18 protein-coding genes are annotated in these 19,238 nt (G+C 55.4%); 7 read left to right on the top strand and 11 right to left on the bottom strand.

Features of this window, described 5'->3' with window-relative positions; translation table 11 throughout:
- Positions 1-160 precede the first annotated feature (160 nt).
- Positions 161-2,149: a hypothetical protein gene (locus HQL76_12195; GenBank protein ID MBF0109926.1), complete on the bottom strand. Its 1,989-nt coding sequence runs from the start codon at positions 2,147-2,149 to the stop codon at positions 161-163.
- A gap of 21 nt (positions 2,150-2,170) precedes the next feature.
- On the opposite strand from HQL76_12195, the gene HQL76_12200 reads away from it, so the two are divergent.
- Positions 2,171-2,587 (top strand): hypothetical protein, encoded by a 417-nt coding sequence (locus HQL76_12200; protein MBF0109927.1) that lies wholly within the window; start codon positions 2,171-2,173, stop codon positions 2,585-2,587.
- An 11-nt stretch (positions 2,588-2,598) separates the two neighbouring features.
- Here HQL76_12200 and HQL76_12205 read toward each other — a convergent pair whose 3' ends face one another.
- From HQL76_12205 to HQL76_12240, 8 genes are all read right to left on the bottom strand, one after another.
- Positions 2,599-3,705, bottom strand: coding sequence for a hypothetical protein (locus HQL76_12205; protein MBF0109928.1), 1,107 nt, complete (start codon positions 3,703-3,705; stop codon positions 2,599-2,601).
- Positions 3,702-4,886, bottom strand: a complete 1,185-nt coding sequence (locus HQL76_12210; GenBank protein ID MBF0109929.1) for a hypothetical protein — start codon at positions 4,884-4,886, stop codon at positions 3,702-3,704. Before HQL76_12210 ends, HQL76_12205 begins: the two co-directional genes overlap by 4 nt.
- A 24-nt stretch (positions 4,887-4,910) precedes the next feature.
- A complete protein-coding gene (draG, locus tag HQL76_12215) occupies positions 4,911-5,861 on the bottom strand; it encodes an ADP-ribosyl-[dinitrogen reductase] hydrolase (GenBank protein MBF0109930.1) in 951 nt (316 codons plus the stop codon).
- Positions 5,816-6,391, bottom strand: coding sequence for a nitrogen fixation protein NifQ (locus tag HQL76_12220; GenBank protein ID MBF0109931.1), 576 nt, complete (start codon positions 6,389-6,391; stop codon positions 5,816-5,818). The genes draG and HQL76_12220 overlap by 46 nt, the downstream gene beginning before the upstream one ends.
- Complete coding sequence (locus HQL76_12225; GenBank protein MBF0109932.1) at positions 6,388-6,675, bottom strand: 4Fe-4S binding protein; 288 nt, start codon at positions 6,673-6,675, stop codon at positions 6,388-6,390. Before HQL76_12225 ends, HQL76_12220 begins: the two co-directional genes overlap by 4 nt.
- Positions 6,676-6,685: 10 nt before the next feature.
- Positions 6,686-8,035 (bottom strand): nitrogenase cofactor biosynthesis protein NifB, encoded by a 1,350-nt coding sequence (gene nifB, locus HQL76_12230; protein ID MBF0109933.1) that lies wholly within the window; start codon positions 8,033-8,035, stop codon positions 6,686-6,688.
- 234 nt (positions 8,036-8,269) lie between these two features.
- Positions 8,270-9,859 (bottom strand): sigma 54-interacting transcriptional regulator, encoded by a 1,590-nt coding sequence (locus HQL76_12235; GenBank protein MBF0109934.1) that lies wholly within the window; start codon positions 9,857-9,859, stop codon positions 8,270-8,272.
- A 248-nt stretch (positions 9,860-10,107) separates the two neighbouring features.
- Positions 10,108-10,968 carry an NAD(+)--dinitrogen-reductase ADP-D-ribosyltransferase gene (locus HQL76_12240; protein ID MBF0109935.1) on the bottom strand — a complete coding sequence of 287 codons (861 nt, stop codon included), beginning with the start codon at positions 10,966-10,968 and terminating at the stop codon, positions 10,108-10,110.
- 146 nt (positions 10,969-11,114) lie between these two features.
- Here HQL76_12240 and nifH point away from each other — a divergent pair, with 146 nt between their 5' ends.
- The 5 genes from nifH to HQL76_12265 all read left to right on the top strand — a co-directional run bounded on the left by nifH (position 11,115) and on the right by HQL76_12265 (position 15,826).
- Positions 11,115-12,014: a nitrogenase iron protein gene (gene nifH, locus HQL76_12245; protein ID MBF0109936.1), complete on the top strand. Its 900-nt coding sequence runs from the start codon at positions 11,115-11,117 to the stop codon at positions 12,012-12,014.
- A gap of 41 nt (positions 12,015-12,055) precedes the next feature.
- On the top strand, positions 12,056-13,486 hold the full coding sequence (nifD, locus tag HQL76_12250; protein MBF0109937.1) for a nitrogenase molybdenum-iron protein alpha chain: 1,431 nt from the start codon (positions 12,056-12,058) through the stop codon (positions 13,484-13,486).
- Positions 13,487-13,550: 64 nt separating this feature from the next.
- Positions 13,551-15,125 (top strand): nitrogenase molybdenum-iron protein subunit beta, encoded by a 1,575-nt coding sequence (gene nifK, locus HQL76_12255; GenBank protein MBF0109938.1) that lies wholly within the window; start codon positions 13,551-13,553, stop codon positions 15,123-15,125.
- A 15-nt stretch (positions 15,126-15,140) separates the two neighbouring features.
- The gene (gene nifT, locus HQL76_12260) at positions 15,141-15,353 is read left to right on the top strand and encodes a putative nitrogen fixation protein NifT (GenBank protein MBF0109939.1); all 213 of its coding nucleotides are present in this window, start codon (positions 15,141-15,143) and stop codon (positions 15,351-15,353) included.
- Between the two features lie 53 nt (positions 15,354-15,406).
- Positions 15,407-15,826, top strand: coding sequence for a hypothetical protein (locus HQL76_12265; protein MBF0109940.1), 420 nt, complete (start codon positions 15,407-15,409; stop codon positions 15,824-15,826).
- 482 nt (positions 15,827-16,308) lie between these two features.
- Here HQL76_12265 and HQL76_12270 read toward each other — a convergent pair whose 3' ends face one another.
- A complete protein-coding gene (locus HQL76_12270; GenBank protein MBF0109941.1) occupies positions 16,309-16,542 on the bottom strand; it encodes a type II toxin-antitoxin system HicB family antitoxin in 234 nt (77 codons plus the stop codon).
- Positions 16,526-16,792 (bottom strand): type II toxin-antitoxin system HicA family toxin, encoded by a 267-nt coding sequence (locus tag HQL76_12275; protein MBF0109942.1) that lies wholly within the window; start codon positions 16,790-16,792, stop codon positions 16,526-16,528. Before HQL76_12275 ends, HQL76_12270 begins: the two co-directional genes overlap by 17 nt.
- Before the next feature lie 495 nt (positions 16,793-17,287).
- On the opposite strand from HQL76_12275, the gene HQL76_12280 reads away from it, so the two are divergent.
- Complete coding sequence (locus HQL76_12280; protein ID MBF0109943.1) at positions 17,288-19,216, top strand: bacteriohemerythrin; 1,929 nt, start codon at positions 17,288-17,290, stop codon at positions 19,214-19,216.
- The last annotated feature ends 22 nt before the right edge of the window (positions 19,217-19,238 follow it).

Genomic DNA, 19,238 nt, shown 5'->3' on the forward strand with positions numbered 1-19,238 from the left:
AGATATGGCACGAAATCAACGTCATAATTCTACCATCATCCATCGTGCGATGCAATGAGAATCACAAGAGTTGAGTCATTTCAATTTTTAATCAAGTGGATTTTCATCGCTGCATATTCCGATGAATGTTGTTGACGGTGCTTTACGGTATGCCTGGTCGTCATTTCTTCTCGTGGAGCCATGTTCCATCAACCAGACCCCGAAGAAAACGATAACGTTTCTTATCATAGGGGAATACTGAATGTGATCGGTCATCAATGATTCGATCCGGAAGAAGGCGATCGACTTCACGTCTTGCTTCTTCACGCTCGTTATCATCGGTGCCGACCCACCATCTGGCAACGCCGCGGATCACCCTGACGTAAAATGTGATGGTAATGGGAGGGGTGTTGTTTTTCATCTTTTCGATGCAGTTGGCCAGTTTCTGGTACCAGTTAAGGTAATCGGTTCCATTAATGGACTCGGGTCCTTCCCGGTAACGCAGCAGAGCGATCATGAAAATATTAACAAGGAGGTTTTGTTCAACCTGTAACAACACCCACGGGTTTGTCTGGTCATGGTCAACAAGGGATTCAACCAATTCCTTCAGGCGCTTTTCCGTGGATTCCAGCGTAAACAAACTGAACTCTTGTGGAACTTTTGGACCTTTGTTCAGGGGAAATGCCCGGAAAAGGTGGGCCGTGACATGAACAGCCAGTGCTTCGGCGCGAAAACGCAGGTCGGTGGTGGATGTCGGGTTTGGACGGTTCCGGTCCCGTTCCAGCCGGTCCAGGGCCGTTTGCAAATGCTCCTGGACCCGAGGCAGGTCGTCGATGCTCCTGGCCATGTGCCGCCTGGTCACCGCCCGCATATATGCCGCTTCCCGCCCGGAGATTCGGCTCTTGCTATGGGAGAGGTATTCAGCGATATGGAACGCTTGTTTGGCCTGGATGTTGGCAATGTTCCAATAGCCTGCCATGGCATAAAGCTGGGCGGCTCCCAGGTAGAACGTATATCCAGTTGGGTCCTCTTCCCGAAGTTGGTCCAGGGCATTCCTGAATTCATCGGCTTTTGGGGAAGATCCATTCGCGCTGGCCTGAATCAACAGGTCGAAGAAAGGAAGTTGAATGAACCTGAACGCTTGACTGAAGGTACTGAAAAAAATGGGTGGCGGATTGCGGACGGGAATCGATCCTTCTCTTCCCATCTGAAACAAGAGGATCCCTGTCAGAGTGCCGATACTAAAACACTCATACCAATTCCGTTCAACCTGGTCTTCCAGGATTTTACGTATTTTGTCTCGTTCATCATCGATTCCCTGGGAAACCTTGAACAGATCGAAAATCCTGTTATCGATCGCCATTCGCAGACCCTGGTTTTGCGCGAGCGCCGGATCGCTTATCGGATGGACGGGCAGGACGGAGAAGCGATAATTGGTCCACTCCCTCTTGAAGTCCTGCAACAGTTCCGGGTGGGTCGTCAATGCCTCCCGTGCGGGTATTTCCAGTTCCTTGCGGCTGCACCCATCCTGGAACCCTTTGGAATAAGAGAGCACACTTTCCAGCCATTCCCAAAAACGTTTTTTATTGTCATGTGGCGCAATATTTTTCTGGGCATCCACTCTTGGGGAAGGAAACAGGACGGAGGGCTCGGCAAGAAATGCCTTGGGATGGCGCAGGTATGAATCGGCAAAATTGAGCTTCTTGCTGGAGGATGACCTGTTGGAAATGACTTTCCTGGCCTGAGCAAAAAGCAGGGGCGCACCAGTCAGAAGAACCAGCCGATGCCGGGTTCCTTGCAGTTCGTTGTTGATCCACTCGACCCAGGCAAGCATCTCGGCGTCGCTGTCGAGTATGTTCAATTTTTCCTGGTTGAGGTCTCCGGTGAACTGTTCGATCAGTCCCAGATACCATTTTTCCTTGATGGAGGTGAACTCCTCCGAGACGACAATGGAATCAGGAGTTTTCAGGGCGTTGACCAGGGGGACCGGTAACTCAGGCTTGGCAATCGCGGTCATTTCCCACAAGTTGGCCAGCCTTCGCATGCGATACAGATAGGCAAAGCGCAGCAGTTCTCCCGTGCTTCCCAAGCCGAACAATTGAGCACCGAGGGCCGGGGCTTTTCTTTCCAGCCAGTCTTGGCGCTGCCGGTCGTCGCTGAGTTTCGTCAATTCGTCCAATTCGGATTTGATATGTCTCAACTCTGCAAAAGCCCGGTATTGTTCATCCTCGGCTGCTCTAATGATGGCGGCAAAGACCCGTTTCAGTTCTTTCCGGGTCGGGGGCAGCGCAAACAGGGGAAAATCGGAAGATGCCTTGAAGAAAATATGGTGGGCAAGGGCACGACCCAAGGCGATGGTCGCATTCCGTTCATCGTCATCGGAGACATCACTGGGGAACACCTTTGCGTAACCTGGCCGATAATTTTTCTTACTTGTGTCAGGGAGGGCATCTTTGGGCTTGGCAAAAAATACGACCACATCGGCATCGACAGCGTACCAGACATGGCCTCCTTCTTCTGCAACAAAATATTGATCATTCCGCCAACCGTCCATATACCGCCGCTGAGAGGCGGCGGCTTGAAACAGGTCGATCAATTGGGATTGTGAATCCAATGGGGTCATGATCGTTTCCGTTGCATGGGAGTATTCACGCCGCTCTCCTCTTCAAAGAATGCAACCATCTCATCGTTTGCTGAATTTGAGAGCAGGAGACTGGAAATCCATCCATTCTTGGACAACATCCCTCGCAAACGGCTCCAACCAAGAGGATCAGGAATTGAAAAATCGAGGGCAAGCGGTTCTTCAGGGAGATGGAACGTCAATTCACAGTCCTTGTCTGCCGACGATTCGCGACAGTCAATCAAGGGACTCGGTTCGTCGGCGGAGGAGAAAACTGCCCGGAACAACCAGAGATCAGGAGATGTCTCTATGTTGAATGGATTGTCCTGGCCTAAAAAAGTGATCAGATCCTCCAGGAATCGTTTTGGACCAACCAGGGTGATCAGACTGGCGACGGCCCTCTGCATGTCAACGGGTTTGGGGGAATAGTGTGCGAACTGTGCGTTCAGTTGATTCCGCAAGCGTTTCATGTTTTGGAGAAAATGTTCAGGCTCGCAGTGGCACAAGGCCTCCAGGGCAGTGAAGGCGAAGGGGTAGGGTGATGTTTGGAAAGGGATGGAATCGATCAAGGAATTGATGCACGCCAGGGCGTCTTTCCTCGGGGACGCCATCCGGGAAACGGTCAGCATCGCCTCGGTAAAGAGTTGGGTGCCTTGATCCGAGACGAGGCGGGTCCAGGAACCTTCGCGAACGCGAGAAACCAGGGGCTTGAAGATTTCTGTCGCTTCAACTTCAACCGCGATATGGAGAATCATGGCAAACAGGGGAACTGTCTTGGAATCTGTCTTTAAAGCGGGGGAGGCCAGAAGATTGGCCAGTGCTTGTCTGAAATCGCTGCGTCTGACACTGTCCTGGCGCATGACAAGCATTTTCATGGCCGCGGCGAGAGAGGAGCTGTGATTCAGCATCGGCGCAAGTTCGGGAAACGCCTCTTCCAAAGACAAACCATCCCAGAAGTATCCTTCCAATCCTTCCTTGAGCCAACGTTCAAACCCATCGACCTGGGAGGTGGCCCTCCGTGGCGAAAGGAGGTCGGCAGCGTCGGAATTCCAGTGTTCCTCGGGCTCATCCCAAGGATCCATGATGGGTTCGGATGGCTCGTTCATGTCAGTATCTTTCTCAATTTATCGACTGCGCATTCGATTCCACCATGCTTTTGGTAGAGGCGGTCCATGAAGACCTGGTCATCGTCCTGGTGCGGTGTCATTCCTTGTTGCGGACCACAAAATCCCAGATATTGGATTGTGACGCTGGGAAGTTCCTTGACAGGTATTGGCTGCACAACCCGTTCCGGAAGGCCGTCAAAGCCATGAGAAGGATTCGGGTTGACCATGGACAAGTCCGCTGTTACCCCCCAGGGATCGTCATTGGGGGCAGCATGCCGCTTTCCACGAGCCATATGACGGCGCTGACTTCCGGCATCCGCCAAGGTAGGGCGGCCATGATCCAAACGTTGCACTGTTGTCGCGGGAAGCGACATGGCAATCAGCGGTTTGTCAAAATGATGCACGAGACCCAATTTGTCTCGTAGTTGTCGTGCGGCGGTTGCATCTTTCCTGTGGCCAAGCGTACCGCTTTCTGGCGTGATCCAGAGAACTCTTGCGGGATTTCCGATTGTAGGCTCATGGGTTCCGATCCGATGAGCGTTCAGTTTGACAGTAACCGGTCCGGGAATGGATCGGTTCGCCCAGAGGATGTCAACCTTGTTCAAAGCGACCGGGATCCAGAGTTCGCCGGCAAGTCGGTTTTTTTCTTCCGGGTCCATGCGACATGACACAAAATCCGCGGCATCGGTCACGTTGGTATATGTTTCATTGGCGACTGGGGGGCCAAGCGGACGTTGGCAGTGAATTCGAAATCCCCTTGTTCGGGTGGTGGCATCAAGACAGTTGACAGGGCGCATGTCGCATAGGGTGTCGAAGCTGTCAGCCAACAGTTCATGCATACACGATGGTTTCCATAAGGGTTGAACCCCTGTGGAAGAAGAATGCGCACGGGCCAGGTCGGTCTCCTTTCTTTTCCTGCCGAATTCTCGCATCCAACATGTGATCAGGCATTCGGCAAAAGGAATACCAAACAGGTTCTGCTCCAGCCCATCGAGCAGATTTGCACGGATGAGATCACCAATATGAGAGCCCTTTCGCGTATCAAGTGGGCGTGCCGTGGCAATTATATTATTTAAATAATCAAAAAGTCGCTCTGACAGAGGCATGGTCGATGATCCGGAGAGATTTACCATGACGATTATTTGATCAATGTCGTCTTTCCGAAAGCACTTACTGCTCATGCTAAATAAATCTCATAATCTTTTTTAAGTATATAATGTCTTATCTACCAAAGTCAACGCCTGGGAGATGCATTGATTTTTTGTTTTTTCCTCAAGGCGGCGCAGCCAGCGTTCGGGAATTGCCTCCGGGCCGTGGAGGGCCCCGGCGATCATGCCGGCGATGGCGCCGGTGGTATCGGCATCGCCACCGCGGTTGACCACTTCGACGAGACAGGTTTCAAAATCATGGGTCTGTTCGAAGACCTCGAACACCACGCGGATGGTATCGACGATGTAGGCGGACGGATTTGTTCCGGGACGTTTGCGGCGATAACGAAACTCGGGATGACGGACGACCAGCTCGGCCATCGGACCATCGATTAGCGATTCCTTGGTGCTGTTTCCGATGGCCATCCGCACCATGCGGATGACGCACTCGGTGGCGGCATCGGAGAGGGGATTGTGGTGGGTGACGTGGGCCTGGGCGCGCGAGGCGGCGACGACCTCCTCCCAGGGCCATCCCAGGGTCGCAAGGGCGACCGGGAGGGTCCGCATGCAGGCGCCGTTGCCGGCATCGTGGACATCTTCCGGCATTTCGGTTCGACCAAAGTTGCGGTAGTTGATGATGCCCCGGCGCACGGTATTGCCGACATCGATGGGCTTGCCGCGCAACCATTGATCGAAGGCGCGGGCCGCCGCTTCGGCGGTCACCCGGCCACCACTGGCCAGGATCGCGGCGCCAAGGGCCAGACTCATTTCGGTGTCGTCGGTCACCTGACCCGGCCTCAGGCGCAGCCAGCCGCCGCCGATGATCCGATCGTGAATTCCCAGGGATGCCCGGATTTCTTCGGGGAGCATGAATTCAACCGTTCCCCCCAGGGCGTCACCGATGGCCAACCCCAGATAGGCCCCCACGGCCCGCTGTTGCGCGAAGGTCCAGCCGCTCGACTTCAGGATGGCGCCTCGGGAGCGAAACACCGGGGGAAATCCGAACATTCCTGGCACGATGGGGAAGGGCAGAGCGACAGTCCCTCGCGTTGACATAAGCGGCGGTAAAGAAATTTCTTCCATTTCATGTTCATCGTATTGCTGGAGGCCAGGGGGAAAAAATCATGCATCATCAACCGGCTCAGTTGTTCACGGTTTTCCATGCCAAGATCGGACCACAGATGATCCGGTCCCTGGCATCCCGTGACGATGATCGTCGCCATCCATCGCGCCTCGCGATCGGTGACGCTCCGATGGTCATGAAGAAGTTTCCAGAGGTCCATCCGTTCGGGCAGAGGCGGGGGTCTGGGGGGCGCGACGTCATTCCAGTCGGGTAAAACGAGTTGAAAGTGATGTGTCATTTCGTAAAGATCCTGGAGGCCCAGGCCAAGGTCCAACGGCATGACCCCGCGTTTTTTCCGGGCGCTGGCCATCATGCGGCGGATGAATTCCCGATTGGGATTTTCCAACCGGCCCGCCGGGGGCGGCAAGGGAACTTCCGCGGGCGCGCGTCGGGTGTGACAGCCGATGACGTTCACAAGGACAATCTCCCACCCGACACCCACCGTGCCGATCTTTGCACCGCGGCGGGAATACCGGTCAGGCTTCCCAGGGGATTGAGGGGCCGTCCCGATTCATCGAGGATCGCTTCTTCCACGGGACAGATGGAGACGCATTGTGGATCGTCGAATTCTCCGTCGCATTCGGTGCAGTGGGAAACCTTGATTGTGAATATCGTCCCGTGGGGACGGATGGCGTCGTTGGGACAAAGCGGCAGGCAGGCCCAACATCCGGTGCATGGGGTATCGATGCGGTAGGCCATGGTCGTCTCCTCAAACAGCGCGGCGGTTTGGAATCGTTTCTTTTCTTCCCACGATCGATTCCCTCCGGAATGCCAGCAAGGCCGATCCGATGTCATATCCGGCGTAACGGTTGACGGGTTGAATACCCGCCGCCTCCAGGGATTGCCACGGGCCAAAGCCGATCCGTTCGCACAACACCGCGTTACATCCCTTCAGGCTCCGAATGATCCGGGTCGGATCCCGACCATCATCGCCACAGTCGTCGCCGCCGTGACAATAACGGCGGGTCGCGATCCTGTCGATTTCGTGGAATCCTTCCTCGTGAACCTCATAGAGGATGAATTCATCGGCATGACCGAAGTGCTGATCGATCTTTTCTCCCGTGCGACTGGCAACGGCGACGCGCAGGGAGAAGGAATGAGTGTGGATGGTCCCGGTCGCCAGCGGACGGATGGGGAGAATCCTGTTTTTTCCTGACAATCGTTTCAAGGGGGTGACGGGTTGGAGGTGTTTTCGTGTCTGTTCCATGGGCGGTTGCTCTTCCCCGAGCAGACCCACGGCATCGGCGCGGCATTGGCGGCAGTGGGTCATCTGGGGGATGGCGCCCTGGCAACCGTTGCGTATTTCTTTGAGTTCCTCTTCGCCGGGATTGCGAAATCCCAGAAGCCCGTAGTAGGTGCCATGCGCCGCATCGCTGATCAGGGGCATGATGTTGTGCAGGGCGGCGCCGCGTCGCGATATTTCCTGATTGAGTTCCGCAAGATGATCGTGATTGACTCCGGGGATGAGAACCGAGTTGATCTTGACCCGAACCCCTGCCATGACCAGGGCATCAAGACCTGCAAGTTGGTTTTCGATCAGGATTCGCGTTGCCGTCACGCCTCGAAGTCTGCGATGGTCCCAGAAAATCCAGGGATGGATGCGGGAGGAAACGACCGGATCGAGGGTATTCATGGTGATGGTGACATGGTGAATCCCGAGGTGTCCAAGAGCGGCGGCGTGTTCCGGCAGGGCCAGGCCGTTGGTCGAGAGGCACAGGATCAGATGGGGAAATCGATTCCTGATTTCCGTACACGTCTCAAAGAGCCTCCGCTCATTGGCCAGGGCATCTCCAGGACCCGCGATCCCAACGACCTTCAATTGCGGCAGCCGTTCCTGGACCTGCCCCAGCCGGGTCAATGCCTGTTCCGGGGTCAGAAGTCGCGAGACCACTCCGGGCCGGGACTCGTTGGCGCAATCAAACTTTCGGTTGCAATAATGACATTGAATATTGCATGCCGGCGCCACCGCCAGATGCATGCGGGCATATTGATCCCGGACCAGGGGGTTGTAGCAGGGGTGTTGATCGGTCCGTTGGGCATCGGAAGTGTATCGTGTCATGGCAATCTCCCTGGGAACGGAGGTGGGATGAAACCATCCGTCGGAAGGGTTGGCGGGCCGGGCGAAGGGAATGGCCGGTTTGCTTTCCGTCGGCGGGCCGTTCCCTTCGTCGATGAATGATTCCGCAACAAGTCTGCCAATGGTTATTGTATTGATATTGTTGTATTTTATTTGATATTTTCTTGATGCTTCCCGTCCAATGGATCGGTTTTGTCGTCTTTGCGACACAAGGATTCAGATGCGCCGCATGGGAATGTCGAGGGTTCGGATGCGATAGGCGATTTGCCTCGGGGTCATCCCGAGCAACCGTGCTGCCTTGGCTTGAACCCATCCCGCCTGTTCCAGGGCGGCGAGGATTTGTTCGCGTTCATCGAGGTTGGGATCGTTGCAATCGATTGTCGCGCCGAACGCGGGGAGGGACATTGCCGCCTGTTCCTCCATGAATCCGGGAAATTGGATGAGGGTTGCGTCGATCGTCCCATCGACGCTCATGACCGCGGCCCGTTCCAGGCAATTTTCCAGTTCACGCACGTTGCCGTGCCAGGGATTGTTGGCGAGCGCTTCCCGGGCGCCAGGGGTGATGTTCAGGGGGCGATGTTGCCTCTGGCTGGTCCGGGCGAGAAAATGATCGGTCAGAAGGGGAATGTCCTCGGGGCGTTCGCGCAATGCCGGTACGTGGATTGGCAGGACAAACAGCCTGTAAAACAGATCGGAACGGAACGATCCGTCGCGAACCCGGGCAAACAGATCGACATTGGTGGCGGTGATGATGCGGACCTGGACACGAAGTGTCCGGACCCCACCGACACGTTCGAACTCTCCTTCCTGTAATACCCGCAGGAGTTTGCTTTGGAACGAGGCGGATATGTCGCCGATCTCATCCAGAAACAAGGTACCGCCATCGGCCAGCTCAAAACGGCCCGGTTTGGCATGGACCGCGCCGGTAAAGGCCCCTTTTTCGTGGCCGAACAGTTCCGATTCGAGGAGGGTATCGGAAAGGGCGGTGCAATTGACCTTGACGAATGGCCGGTTGGTTCCGCCATTGCCTGCCTGGTGAATGGCCTGGGCCACCAGTTCCTTTCCGGTTCCCGATTCTCCCTGAATCAATACCGGAGAGTCCCAACGCGCCGCCTGTTCGATCCGTTGAAAGATGGGTTCCATGCGATACGAACGGGAGCGGATCAGATGGCGCGGATCAAACCCGGTACCCCGGTTGGTACGGGAGGGTTGCGGGTGGGGATCGGTCGTTTCGATCCGTGGGACGGTCTCGGGGGAGGGAACCACGATTTCGCGGCTTCCTTGAAGTCGTTGGGCCAGAATGTTGGCGACCGTTTCCAGGGTCAGGGTTTGCCAGTCCAGGAATTGCCGGTTTCCCAGATTGGGTTGTGCTGTCAGTACACCGCCGACATTCTGTTCACTGAGACGGATCGGGACGCCGATGAAGGGACGGTTCGGGTCCATCAATCCAAGACGGCGAACAAAACGTGGTTCTTCCAGGGGTTGTTCAACCACCATCGAATGGCCACTTTGAGCGATCAAGCCCACCATCCCTTCGCCGGAGTGGTAATAGACCTTCTTGAGTGGCAGCGGCCCGCCATCATGGGCGGCCTGGACCAGGAGTCCACCGGTCTTTCCATCCATCAGGGTGACCGCACCACGCCCAAGCCCCGCCTCCTGATCGAGAATTTCCAATAATGCGCGCATGGCAATGGCCAGGGTACCCGCTTCGGCGACGGCTTGGCTGACGAGAAAAATCGCTTTGAGCTGGCTGGCAATGACGGCGTTTCGGGTGAGGGAAAACGATGAGGCGGTGTGGAGATCCATGGCAAACTCCTGAAATCGAGGGCGTGGCACGGCCAGAGGCGGTCGGTTGCTTTGAACCGGTCACACGGCTACAAAACCACCTGTTTCAGACCGCATGGATTATGCCAAGCAAACAAGTTATTGATATAAAATTGAAATTTATCACTTTATCCACGAGTTTGCATTGCCGGAGGGCAAAAAATTGCTGATAACATCATCAAATTGATTGAATATCAGGCAGCCCTGTTTTTCAATGTTTGCACGGTGGGTCAGGAGGACAGGCGGACCTCGTACAACCCGCCGATGACCATGACTTCTCCTTCACCCTTGAAGGCGCCGGGCAAAAGACCGTGGAAAAAGACAATCTTGGGGAGGGGTACCTGGACTTCCATGATGGTGTCGCCGAATTCGTCGGCCCGTTCGCGAAACTCGCTGAAGGAGTTGAGGTTGTTGAGCAGGACAACGGCGCGACGTTTGCCATGGCGCAGACGGATGTCCTGTTCTCCCAGACCATTGAACCCGCGATAGAGGAGCCAGTGGCGATGGTCGGGATGGGTGCGGGCCAATTCGTACTGGCTGTAGGCGTAGAGGACATCGAGTTGTGATTCCAGGGCATTGGTGTTGTAGAGACCCGCGCTTTGCATTTTCAAGAATTTCTGGAACGGCTCCCCTTCGTAATCGTCGAGGGGACCGTTGTGGTGGCGGGGAAGCAGACCGAAGCGGCTGGCGACCCATCCTTTCAGGACTGCGGCCTCGCGTCCGTCGGGATTGAACATCCAGCCGCGAAGAATTCGCTGATAATCGATTTTGTGCCGGTCGGTGCGTCCGCCGGCGCTGAAGCCTGCCCGTTCCAGGTGGCGCATGTAGAAATGGACGGTCATGTAATCCATGAATTGAACCGCCCGCTCGGCATGGGTCGCGAGTGGCGCCAGCTTGTCGAACAGTTCGTGGTGCATCTCCCGCACGCCAACCAGTTCCAGAGGAATCGGGCTTTTTTGAAAGGCGAGTCCTCCCAGGGCGTTGGTTCCAAGATTGGTATGATTGAATGGGCTCTGGGCATTTTTTGGTAGTGCCAGCCGCTGTCCATCGGCAATGTCGTCTTCACGACCAAGTGGGTCCTTCTGTCGCATTTCCTCCCCCGTATTCCTGGAAAAATGGAGCGTCTAAATCGTTTTGTATCATAATCTTACAATAGATATGCCAAACTGGCACGCCATTGGCGGTAGTAAAGGCAGGATGGAAGGCAGTTCATCAAACAAACGAGGAGGCGGTACCCATGGCGATACGTCAATGCGCGATTTACGGAAAAGGTGGCATCGGCAAGTCCACGACGACCCAGAATCTGGTTGCGGGCCTGGCGGAGCTGGGCAAGAAGGTCATGATCGTCGGCTGTGACCCCAAGGCCGATTCAACCCGTCTGATACTGCACTCCAAGGCCCAGTCCACCATCATGCAGATGGCCGCCGATGCCGGTTCGGTGGAAGATCTGGAACTGGATGATGTGTTGAAGTCGGGTTATGCCGGTATCAAATGTGTGGAATCGGGTGGTCCGGAACCGGGGGTTGGCTGTGCGGGACGGGGGGTCATCACGGCGATCAACTTTTTGGAGGAAGAGGGGGCCTACGAGGAGGATCTCGACTTTGTGTTTTACGATGTGTTGGGTGATGTCGTGTGCGGCGGTTTTGCCATGCCGATTCGCCAGAACAAGGCCCAGGAGATTTACATTGTGGTCTCGGGCGAGATGATGGCCATGTATGCGGCCAACAATATTTGCAAGGGAATCGTCAAATATGCCAGTTCCGGCAGTGTCCGGCTGGCGGGGTTGATCTGCAATTCCCGCAATACCGACCGTGAGGATGAACTGATCGAAGCCCTGGCGCGAAAACTGGGAACCCAGATGATTCACTTCGTGCCGCGTCATAACGATGTGCAACGGGCCGAAATCCGCCGCATGACGGTGATCGAATACAATCCCAAGTGCATCCAGGCGGATGAATACCGCACGTTGTCGAAGAAAATCATCGACAACAAGAATCTGGTTGTCCCAACCCCCCTGACGATGGATGAACTGGAAGATCTGCTGCTCGAATTCGGCATTCTGGAGGAGGAGGACGAATCGATCATCGGTCGGACGGCGGAACAGGAACGTATGATCCCGATTCAACCTTCGCTTTGAAGGAATCTGTCGATACCAGCGGAAGTTCATGGAGAACCATCATGTCGGCTTTGACCAAAGAGGAGGCCAGGGGCCTCATCCAGGAAGTTCTTGAACTCTATCCCGAGACTGCCAGGAAGGATCGCGCCCAGCACCTTGCGGTCAACGAACAGGAGGGCCAGCAATCCAACTGCATTGTCTCCAATCGGAAATCGCTTCCGGGGGTGATGACGGCAAGGGGGTGCGCCTATGCCGGTTCCAAGGGGGTGGTCTGGGGTCCCATCAAGGATATGATTCATATTTCCCATGGTCCGGTGGGGTGTGGACAGTACTCCCGGGCGGGACGGCGCAATTATTATGTGGGTTATACCGGGGTCAACACGTTCGGGACGATGAATTTCACTTCCGACTTTCAGGAAAAGGACATCGTTTTCGGTGGCGACAAGAAACTGGCCAAAATGATCGATGAAATCGATGCCCTCTTTCCATTGAACAAGGGGGTGACGGTGCAGTCGGAATGTCCGGTCGGCCTGATCGGCGACGACATCGAATCGGTGGCGCGAAAGAGTTCCGAATCTTTGGGCAAGCCCGTGGTTCCGGTCCGTTGCGAGGGATTTCGCGGGGTATCGCAATCGTTGGGGCATCATATTGCCAACGATACCATTCGCGACTGGATTCTCGACAAACAGCCCAAGGTGGACGGTGGGCCTTATGATGTTGCCATCATCGGCGATTACAACATCGGTGGGGATGCCTGGTCGTCGCGTATTTTGTTGGAGGAGATGGGGTTGAACGTGGTGTCGCAGTGGTCCGGGGATGGAACCCTGGCGGAATTGCAGCGCTGTTCGAGCGTGCGCCTCAATCTGCTGCACTGTTATCGTTCGATGAACTACATTTCGCGCCATATGGAGGCGAAATATGGCATCCCCTGGCTTGAATACAATTTTTTCGGACCGACGAAGATTGCCAAATCGTTGCGGGAGATCGCGACCCATTTCGACGACACGATCAAGGAAGGGGCGGAGCGGGTGATCGCCAAATACACACCCATGATGGAGGCGATCATCGGCAGATACCGTCCGCGGTTGGCGGGAAAAAGGGTGATGCTTTATGTCGGCGGACTGCGTCCGCGGCATGTTGTCGGCGCCTATGAGGATCTGGGGATGGAGGTGGTGGGGACGGGCTACGAGTTCGGTCACAATGACGATTATGACCGGACGATGAAGGAAATGGGCGATGCGACCTTGTTGTATGACGATGTGACGGCGGTGGAGATGGAGCGGTTCGCCGAACGGTTGCGTCCCGATCTGATCGGGGCGGGGATCAAGGAAAAGTATGTGTTCCAGAAAATGGGGATTCCGTTTCGGCAGATGCATTCCTGGGACTATTCCGGCCCGTATCACGGCTACGATGGATTTGCCATCTTTGCCCGGGACATGGACATGGCGGTGAACAGTCCTGTCTGGAGCCGGCTCAAGCCCCCCTGGAAATGATCGCCTCCAGGCGATCGGTTCACCTCAAGCCACGCCACGGTGGCATCGGAAAGGAATCATGACCATGAGTCAATCGGCAGAAAACATTCTTCCCTGTCATCCATTGTTTCGCGAACCGGAATATCGGGACATGTTGGCCGCCAAGGCGGCCCGGTTCGAAAACAAGGCCGACATGGAGAAACTGGAAGAAACATTTCAGTGGACCACCTCGCCCGAATACAAGGAACTCAATTTCAAGCGCGAGGCACTGACCATCAATCCGGCGAAGGCGTGTCAACCGTTGGGTGCGGTTCTGTGCGCCCTGGGATTCAAGGATACCCTTCCCTATGTCCATGGATCGCAGGGGTGCGTCGCCTATTTTCGCACCTATTTCAACCGTCACTTCAAGGAACCCATCGCCTGCGTGTCCGATTCGATGACGGAGGATGCGGCGGTTTTCGGCGGGCATCCGAACATGGATGCCGGCCTCAAGAATGCCCATGCCCTTTACAAGCCCAACATCATCGCCGTATCCACGACCTGCATGGCCGAGGTGATCGGCGACGACCTCCATGCCTTCATCACCAACGCCAAGAAGAATGGGCATATTCCCATGGAGGCGCATACTCCCTCCGCCCACACACCGAGCTTTGTCGGCAGTCATACCACCGGCTACGACAACATGATGGAAGGAATTCTGCGTTATTTCACCCTGAATGAGGTCCATGAGAAAAAGGTCGGGTCCAACGGAAAAATCAACATCATTCCCGGATTTGAGACCTACCTGGGCAATTACCGTTTGTTGCGTCGTTACATGGAGGAAATGGGGGTTGAATACACCCTGTTGTCGGATCCCTCGGAGGTCCTCGATACCCCTGCGGACGGTCATTATCGAATGTATTCGGGGGGGACGACCGTTGAGGAAATCAAGGATGCCCCCAATGCCATCGATACCCTGATGGTTCAGCCGGTCTGCACCGGAACCAAGACCCGAAAGTTTATTCAGGATACCTGGGGCCAACCCGGGCAGGCGGTTCTTCCCCCCATGGGGCTGGAATGGACCGATGCCTTTCTGATGAAGGTGTCGGAGTTGACCGGAAAGGCGATCCCTCCGTCACTCGAATTGGAACGCGGGCGCCTGGTGGACATGATGGCCGATTCCCAGGCCTGGCTGCATGGACGCAAGGTGTCACTGTATGGTGATCCCGATTTTGTCATGGGAATGTGCAAGTTCATGATGGAGTTGGGGGTCGAGCCGTTGCATGTCCTGATTCACAACGCCAGCAAACAGGTTGGCAAGCGGTTGAAGAAGATCCTGGATGAAAGTCCGTTTGGAAAATCGGCGCAATTGCACATCGGCAGGGACCTGTGGCACCTGCGTTCCCTGGTATTCGAGGAACGGCCCGATTTTCTGATCGGCAATTCCTATGGCAAGTTTATTCAGCGCGATACCCGGCACAAGGGAGAGGCGTTCGAGGTTCCTCTGGTGCGTCTTGGATTTCCCATTTTCGACCGCCACCATCTGCACCGGAATACGACCCTGGGATATGAAGGGGGAATGTACATCCTGACCGAGGTGGTCAACACCCTGCTTGCGGAACTGGATCGAAAAACCATGGGCTATGGCACGACCGACTACAACTTCGACCTGATTCGTTGATGAAAGGATGTTGCCATGCCCAAAATCATGTTGCGTCGCGACATGGGAGGAAATCTGATCTGTTATGTGGCCAAGAAGGATCTTGAAGGAAAGGTGGTCGCACTGGAGCATGACGAGGAGCGACGTTGGGGTGGCCGGTTGCAGTTGGAAGATGGAACGGTGTTTCTGATCGATCCGTTGCCGGCGCGTCCCAGTCTGCCGCTCGAAATTCGGGTACGAAAGGGATAGTGTCGATTCTGGGGGTGGTATTGGGCTGCCCCCCTTTTTTTTGGAGAATGGCGATGGTTCAAGGTGATTTTCTGCCTCGGAGGGCGGGCAGCATTCGCGTGGCCTGCGCATCGGACGGGGATGGGATGCTTGATGGCCACTTTGGTTCGTGCCAGCGTTTTATGATCCACGATGTTTCGGTGGCCCGGATTGTCACCCTGGAGGGGCGCTCTTGTGAAGGTCTCGGCACCGAAGGACGGACGACCTTGATTCGCGATTGCCAGGTGGTTTGCATGCAGGCCATCGGTGGTCCAGCCGCAGGGCGGGTGAGCCAGGCAGGGGTGATGCCGTTGAAGGTTTCCCGGGTCGTACCGATTTTGGAAATCCTTGAGCGGATTCAGGGGCGTCTGGCCGACGGTCCACCGCCATGGATGGCCAAGGCCATGGCCGGGTCTGATCGTTTGTTCAATCCAGGGGGAGGAATTATGGCCTGACCAACGGTCATCTTTCTGGGGTCCACCATAGATTCCGATACATGCGTTCGTATCCAACAGATAACGGATCACTCAAAAGTCTTTCTGGGAAGGTCCTCTGCCTTTTCCTCTACGTGTTTGAGAAAATCATTTTCTGCTACCGAGAAGCCATCAACAAACCCCTCCCAGGACGATCTGCAAGGGGTTAATACCAGGCTGTTACCAGATATGTGAACGATTACTTCCATAGAGCACAATATTTGAATCCAGAAACAATGTGCTGGTTCAGCGCAAATCCGACAAACGGCCATCTCGTAGATGCCAAGCCTCTGTTTCACCCGGCAGCCTTGGTTCCACCGGTCCAAGGAGGACGGAACTGTTTTGATGTGTGCGGTTGAGCCGATCACGGGCGACCTTGAGGTTGGCCAGAAGTTTAAGCGACAGCACCCTCAATTGGTCATGCGCCAACGATCCTATGTAGGACTCATCCAGTTAAACTCTCATTAACATGCCAACTTTGTCAAGGGGGGGTGAACGGTTACCCCCTTGGGTTCTGGAATGGCTCGTCCAAGAGAGGTTGCTGTCTCAATCCATTCCTCCATAATTTGTTCTATTTTTTCCATGGCTTGTTGACGAGTAGGTCCATCGGCCATGCAACCTGGCAGTTCTGGAGCCTCAGCGATAAAAGATTGATCTTCGTCGCTCCAGTACATGATGATTTCATAGCGTGTCGTCATAGGGCATCCCCAATTTATATTTGAGTATCAGACTGCGCACTTGCTTGACTTGGTAAGGTTTGGCATTCCCGTTCCTGGGTTGAAGATTCAAGATTTCCAGCATTCCATCATGATTGAAGATATGATGATCACCTCGAATACGCTCTTTGAACTCCAGAGAAAGGAGTAATCCTCGCAAATCCTCAAACGACAGGTTGGCATCAGCGCGTCCGCTTAAAACACGCCAAAGCGTTTTGTCATGTTTGCCCATTACTCGCTCCAGATACTTGATCCTGCTGTTTCATCCTGTGCTGGTTCAACGCAAATCCGACAAACGGCCATCTCGTATAAACTGGTTTTCAGTCTTTCTTCATCGCATTCATGTGATGTCAGTAGCCGCCTATAGTGTACCACCCATGTTCACCCATAGTGTACCACCTTGAGCGGCTGATTTCCCAAAATTCCGGCCCGCCTTTTCAAGACTTTCTTCCGTATTGATTGAAATGTCAATAAGTTTCATACCGATCGCCATCATCCCGCCTCATGACAAAAGAGACATCTCCCCACACCCAATGGCTTGGCCTGATCGTTTTTGAAGGAGAAGGCTTGCCAGTTTGATTTTCATTCCCATCTTTCTGTTGCAATATTCTGTTCCTGTGTCGTAGAATCTTGATCAAGGTCAAGTCATAATAACGTGCCGTTCATGTACAAATTGGGTCAAGGCACGATGGGCTTGGATCACGGGTCGGCAACGATGGGGGATGATATGGGAACGACTGAAAAGGGAGGCGGCTGGGGGGTACGGTCGTCGTTCATGCTGCTTGGAGTTTTTTTTCTGGTGATGGCGCTCCTGACGGGGGTTTCGCTTTGGCTTTCGGCGCGGTTGGACAATCAAGACGCCGATACCATCAACCTTGCGGGGCGACAGCGCATGTTGACGCAGAAGATGACAAAGGAGTTCTTCATCGCGTTGGCCCGTCCGACTCCCGAGATACGGGAATCGTTGGGCATGACGCTGTGGGCGTTCGAGGAGACGCTTCAGGGCCTGATGAACGGTGCAGAGGCCCCGGCGGAACTGAATCGAGCGGCGCCAATGTTGACGATGAACCGTCCTTCTCCCGAGGTGCGCGGGCAGTTGGCGGAGGTGGCGTCGATCTGGACCGGATTCAGGAAAAACATCGAGGGGGGGCTTGGAGATTCTTCCAATCTTGAGGCGATCAAGGAACGTTTGATCGTGGACAACATGGCTTTGCTCAAGGCGATGAACCGGGCAGTGGAGACGATGGCCCGTGAATCGACGGAGCGGACCCAGGGGGTGGTACGGTCGTTGCGCGGGGTGGTGGTGATCGCGGCGGCAGTCGTGGTGGCGGGCATTCTTTTCTTGATATTCATGGCGCGGCGAATCTTCCGCCAGTTGGGCGGGGAGCCGGCGGAGGTGGTGGCCATCGCCGAGAAGGTATCCCGGGGCGATCTTTCCCTGACGTTTGATGCATCCCGATCCGGGATTGGCCTGTATGGGGCGATGGCGGGAATGGTGGACAATCTGAACCGGACGGTGCGGTCCCTGGTGGAGGTGGGAGAACATGTCGTGGCGGAGAGCGCCAAGGTGAGCGTGGCGGCGGTGCGGGTTTCGGAGGGGGCGACCGAGCAGGCCGCCTCGGTCGAGGAAACCTCGGCGGCCGTCACGGAGATGGCGGCCAACATTCATCACAGTACCGATAATGCCACCACGACCGAGCGTTTGGCCCAGGGAAATGCCCGGAGGGCGGATGAAGGAGGGCAGGTGGTGTCCCGGGCGGTGGTGGCGATGAAGGCCATTGCCGAAAAAATTTCCATCATCGAGGAAATCTCCCGCCAGACCAATTTGTTGGCTCTGAACGCGGCGATCGAGGCCGCGCGGGCGGGGGAACATGGCAAGGGATTCGCCGTGGTTGCCGCCGAGGTGCGCAAACTCGCGGAACGCAGCCAGGTGGCGGCGGGGGAGATCAATCGAATTTCGGCCACCAGTGTCACGGTGGCGGAGCAGGCGGGGTCCATTCTTGCCGAACTGGTTCCCGACATCGAAAAAACCTCCCGGCTTGTCCAGGAGATCGCCACGGCTTCCCGGGAACAGAGTCAGGGAAGTGACCAGGTCCGGCAGTCGATCGAGCAACTCGATTCGGTCATACAACAAAACGCCCATGCCGCGGAGGAAATGTCCGCATCGGCCGATACCTTGGCCTCCCAGGCCAATCGTCTTCAGGGGATCATCGCCTTCTTCCAGCTTGATGATGGGAGTTCCCAGACCCAACTCATGCCCTGGTCCGACCGGTTGCTGGTGAACATTGCCGAGGCGGACCGGCAGCACCGGTATCTGGTGGATCTGGTCAACCGCATCTATGCCGCCGTCAAGGAGGGCAAGATGGAACACGGTCTCAACACCCTGGTCCCGGAGTTGGTCCAGTACACCGTCAATCATTTCAAGTATGAGGAAGACCTGTTTGCCAAACACGGCTATCCCGAGGCGGCAGGACACAAGAAAGCTCATGAAAAGCTGATCCAGCAGGTCGGGGAATTCCTGGGCAAGCTCAAGGACGGGGGCGATCATTCTCTGGCCTTTGAACTTCTCGGATTTCTTAAATCATGGCTCAACGACCACATCATCGGCACCGATACCCGTTATGGTCGCTGGCTGAACGAACGGGGGGTATTCTGAAAATTCGTTACAGTACACGATT

It is taken from the genome of Magnetococcales bacterium (assembly GCA_015228815.1).
Taxonomy (GTDB): Bacteria; Pseudomonadota; Magnetococcia; order Magnetococcales; family UBA8363; genus UBA8363.

Excerpts from the sequence above, each read along its gene's own strand:
- HQL76_12200 (MBF0109927.1), top strand. The coding sequence starts at position 2,171 with ATGTCTCAACTCTGCAAAAGCCCGGTATTGTTCATCCTCGGCTGCTCT.
- HQL76_12205 (MBF0109928.1), bottom strand. The coding sequence starts at position 3,705 with ATGAACGAGCCATCCGAACCCATCATGGATCCTTGGGATGAGCCCGAG.
- HQL76_12210 (MBF0109929.1), bottom strand. The coding sequence starts at position 4,886 with ATGAGCAGTAAGTGCTTTCGGAAAGACGACATTGATCAAATAATCGTC.
- draG (MBF0109930.1), bottom strand. The coding sequence starts at position 5,861 with ATGTTCGGATTTCCCCCGGTGTTTCGCTCCCGAGGCGCCATCCTGAAG.
- HQL76_12225 (MBF0109932.1), bottom strand. The coding sequence starts at position 6,675 with ATGGCCTACCGCATCGATACCCCATGCACCGGATGTTGGGCCTGCCTG.
- nifB (MBF0109933.1), bottom strand. The coding sequence starts at position 8,035 with ATGACACGATACACTTCCGATGCCCAACGGACCGATCAACACCCCTGC.
- HQL76_12235 (MBF0109934.1), bottom strand. The coding sequence starts at position 9,859 with ATGGATCTCCACACCGCCTCATCGTTTTCCCTCACCCGAAACGCCGTC.
- HQL76_12240 (MBF0109935.1), bottom strand. The coding sequence starts at position 10,968 with ATGCGACAGAAGGACCCACTTGGTCGTGAAGACGACATTGCCGATGGA.
- nifH (MBF0109936.1), top strand. The coding sequence starts at position 11,115 with ATGGCGATACGTCAATGCGCGATTTACGGAAAAGGTGGCATCGGCAAG.
- nifD (MBF0109937.1), top strand. The coding sequence starts at position 12,056 with ATGTCGGCTTTGACCAAAGAGGAGGCCAGGGGCCTCATCCAGGAAGTT.
- nifK (MBF0109938.1), top strand. The coding sequence starts at position 13,551 with ATGAGTCAATCGGCAGAAAACATTCTTCCCTGTCATCCATTGTTTCGC.
- nifT (MBF0109939.1), top strand. The coding sequence starts at position 15,141 with ATGCCCAAAATCATGTTGCGTCGCGACATGGGAGGAAATCTGATCTGT.
- HQL76_12265 (MBF0109940.1), top strand. The coding sequence starts at position 15,407 with ATGGTTCAAGGTGATTTTCTGCCTCGGAGGGCGGGCAGCATTCGCGTG.
- HQL76_12270 (MBF0109941.1), bottom strand. The coding sequence starts at position 16,542 with ATGACGACACGCTATGAAATCATCATGTACTGGAGCGACGAAGATCAA.
- HQL76_12275 (MBF0109942.1), bottom strand. The coding sequence starts at position 16,792 with ATGGGCAAACATGACAAAACGCTTTGGCGTGTTTTAAGCGGACGCGCT.
- HQL76_12280 (MBF0109943.1), top strand. The coding sequence starts at position 17,288 with ATGGGAACGACTGAAAAGGGAGGCGGCTGGGGGGTACGGTCGTCGTTC.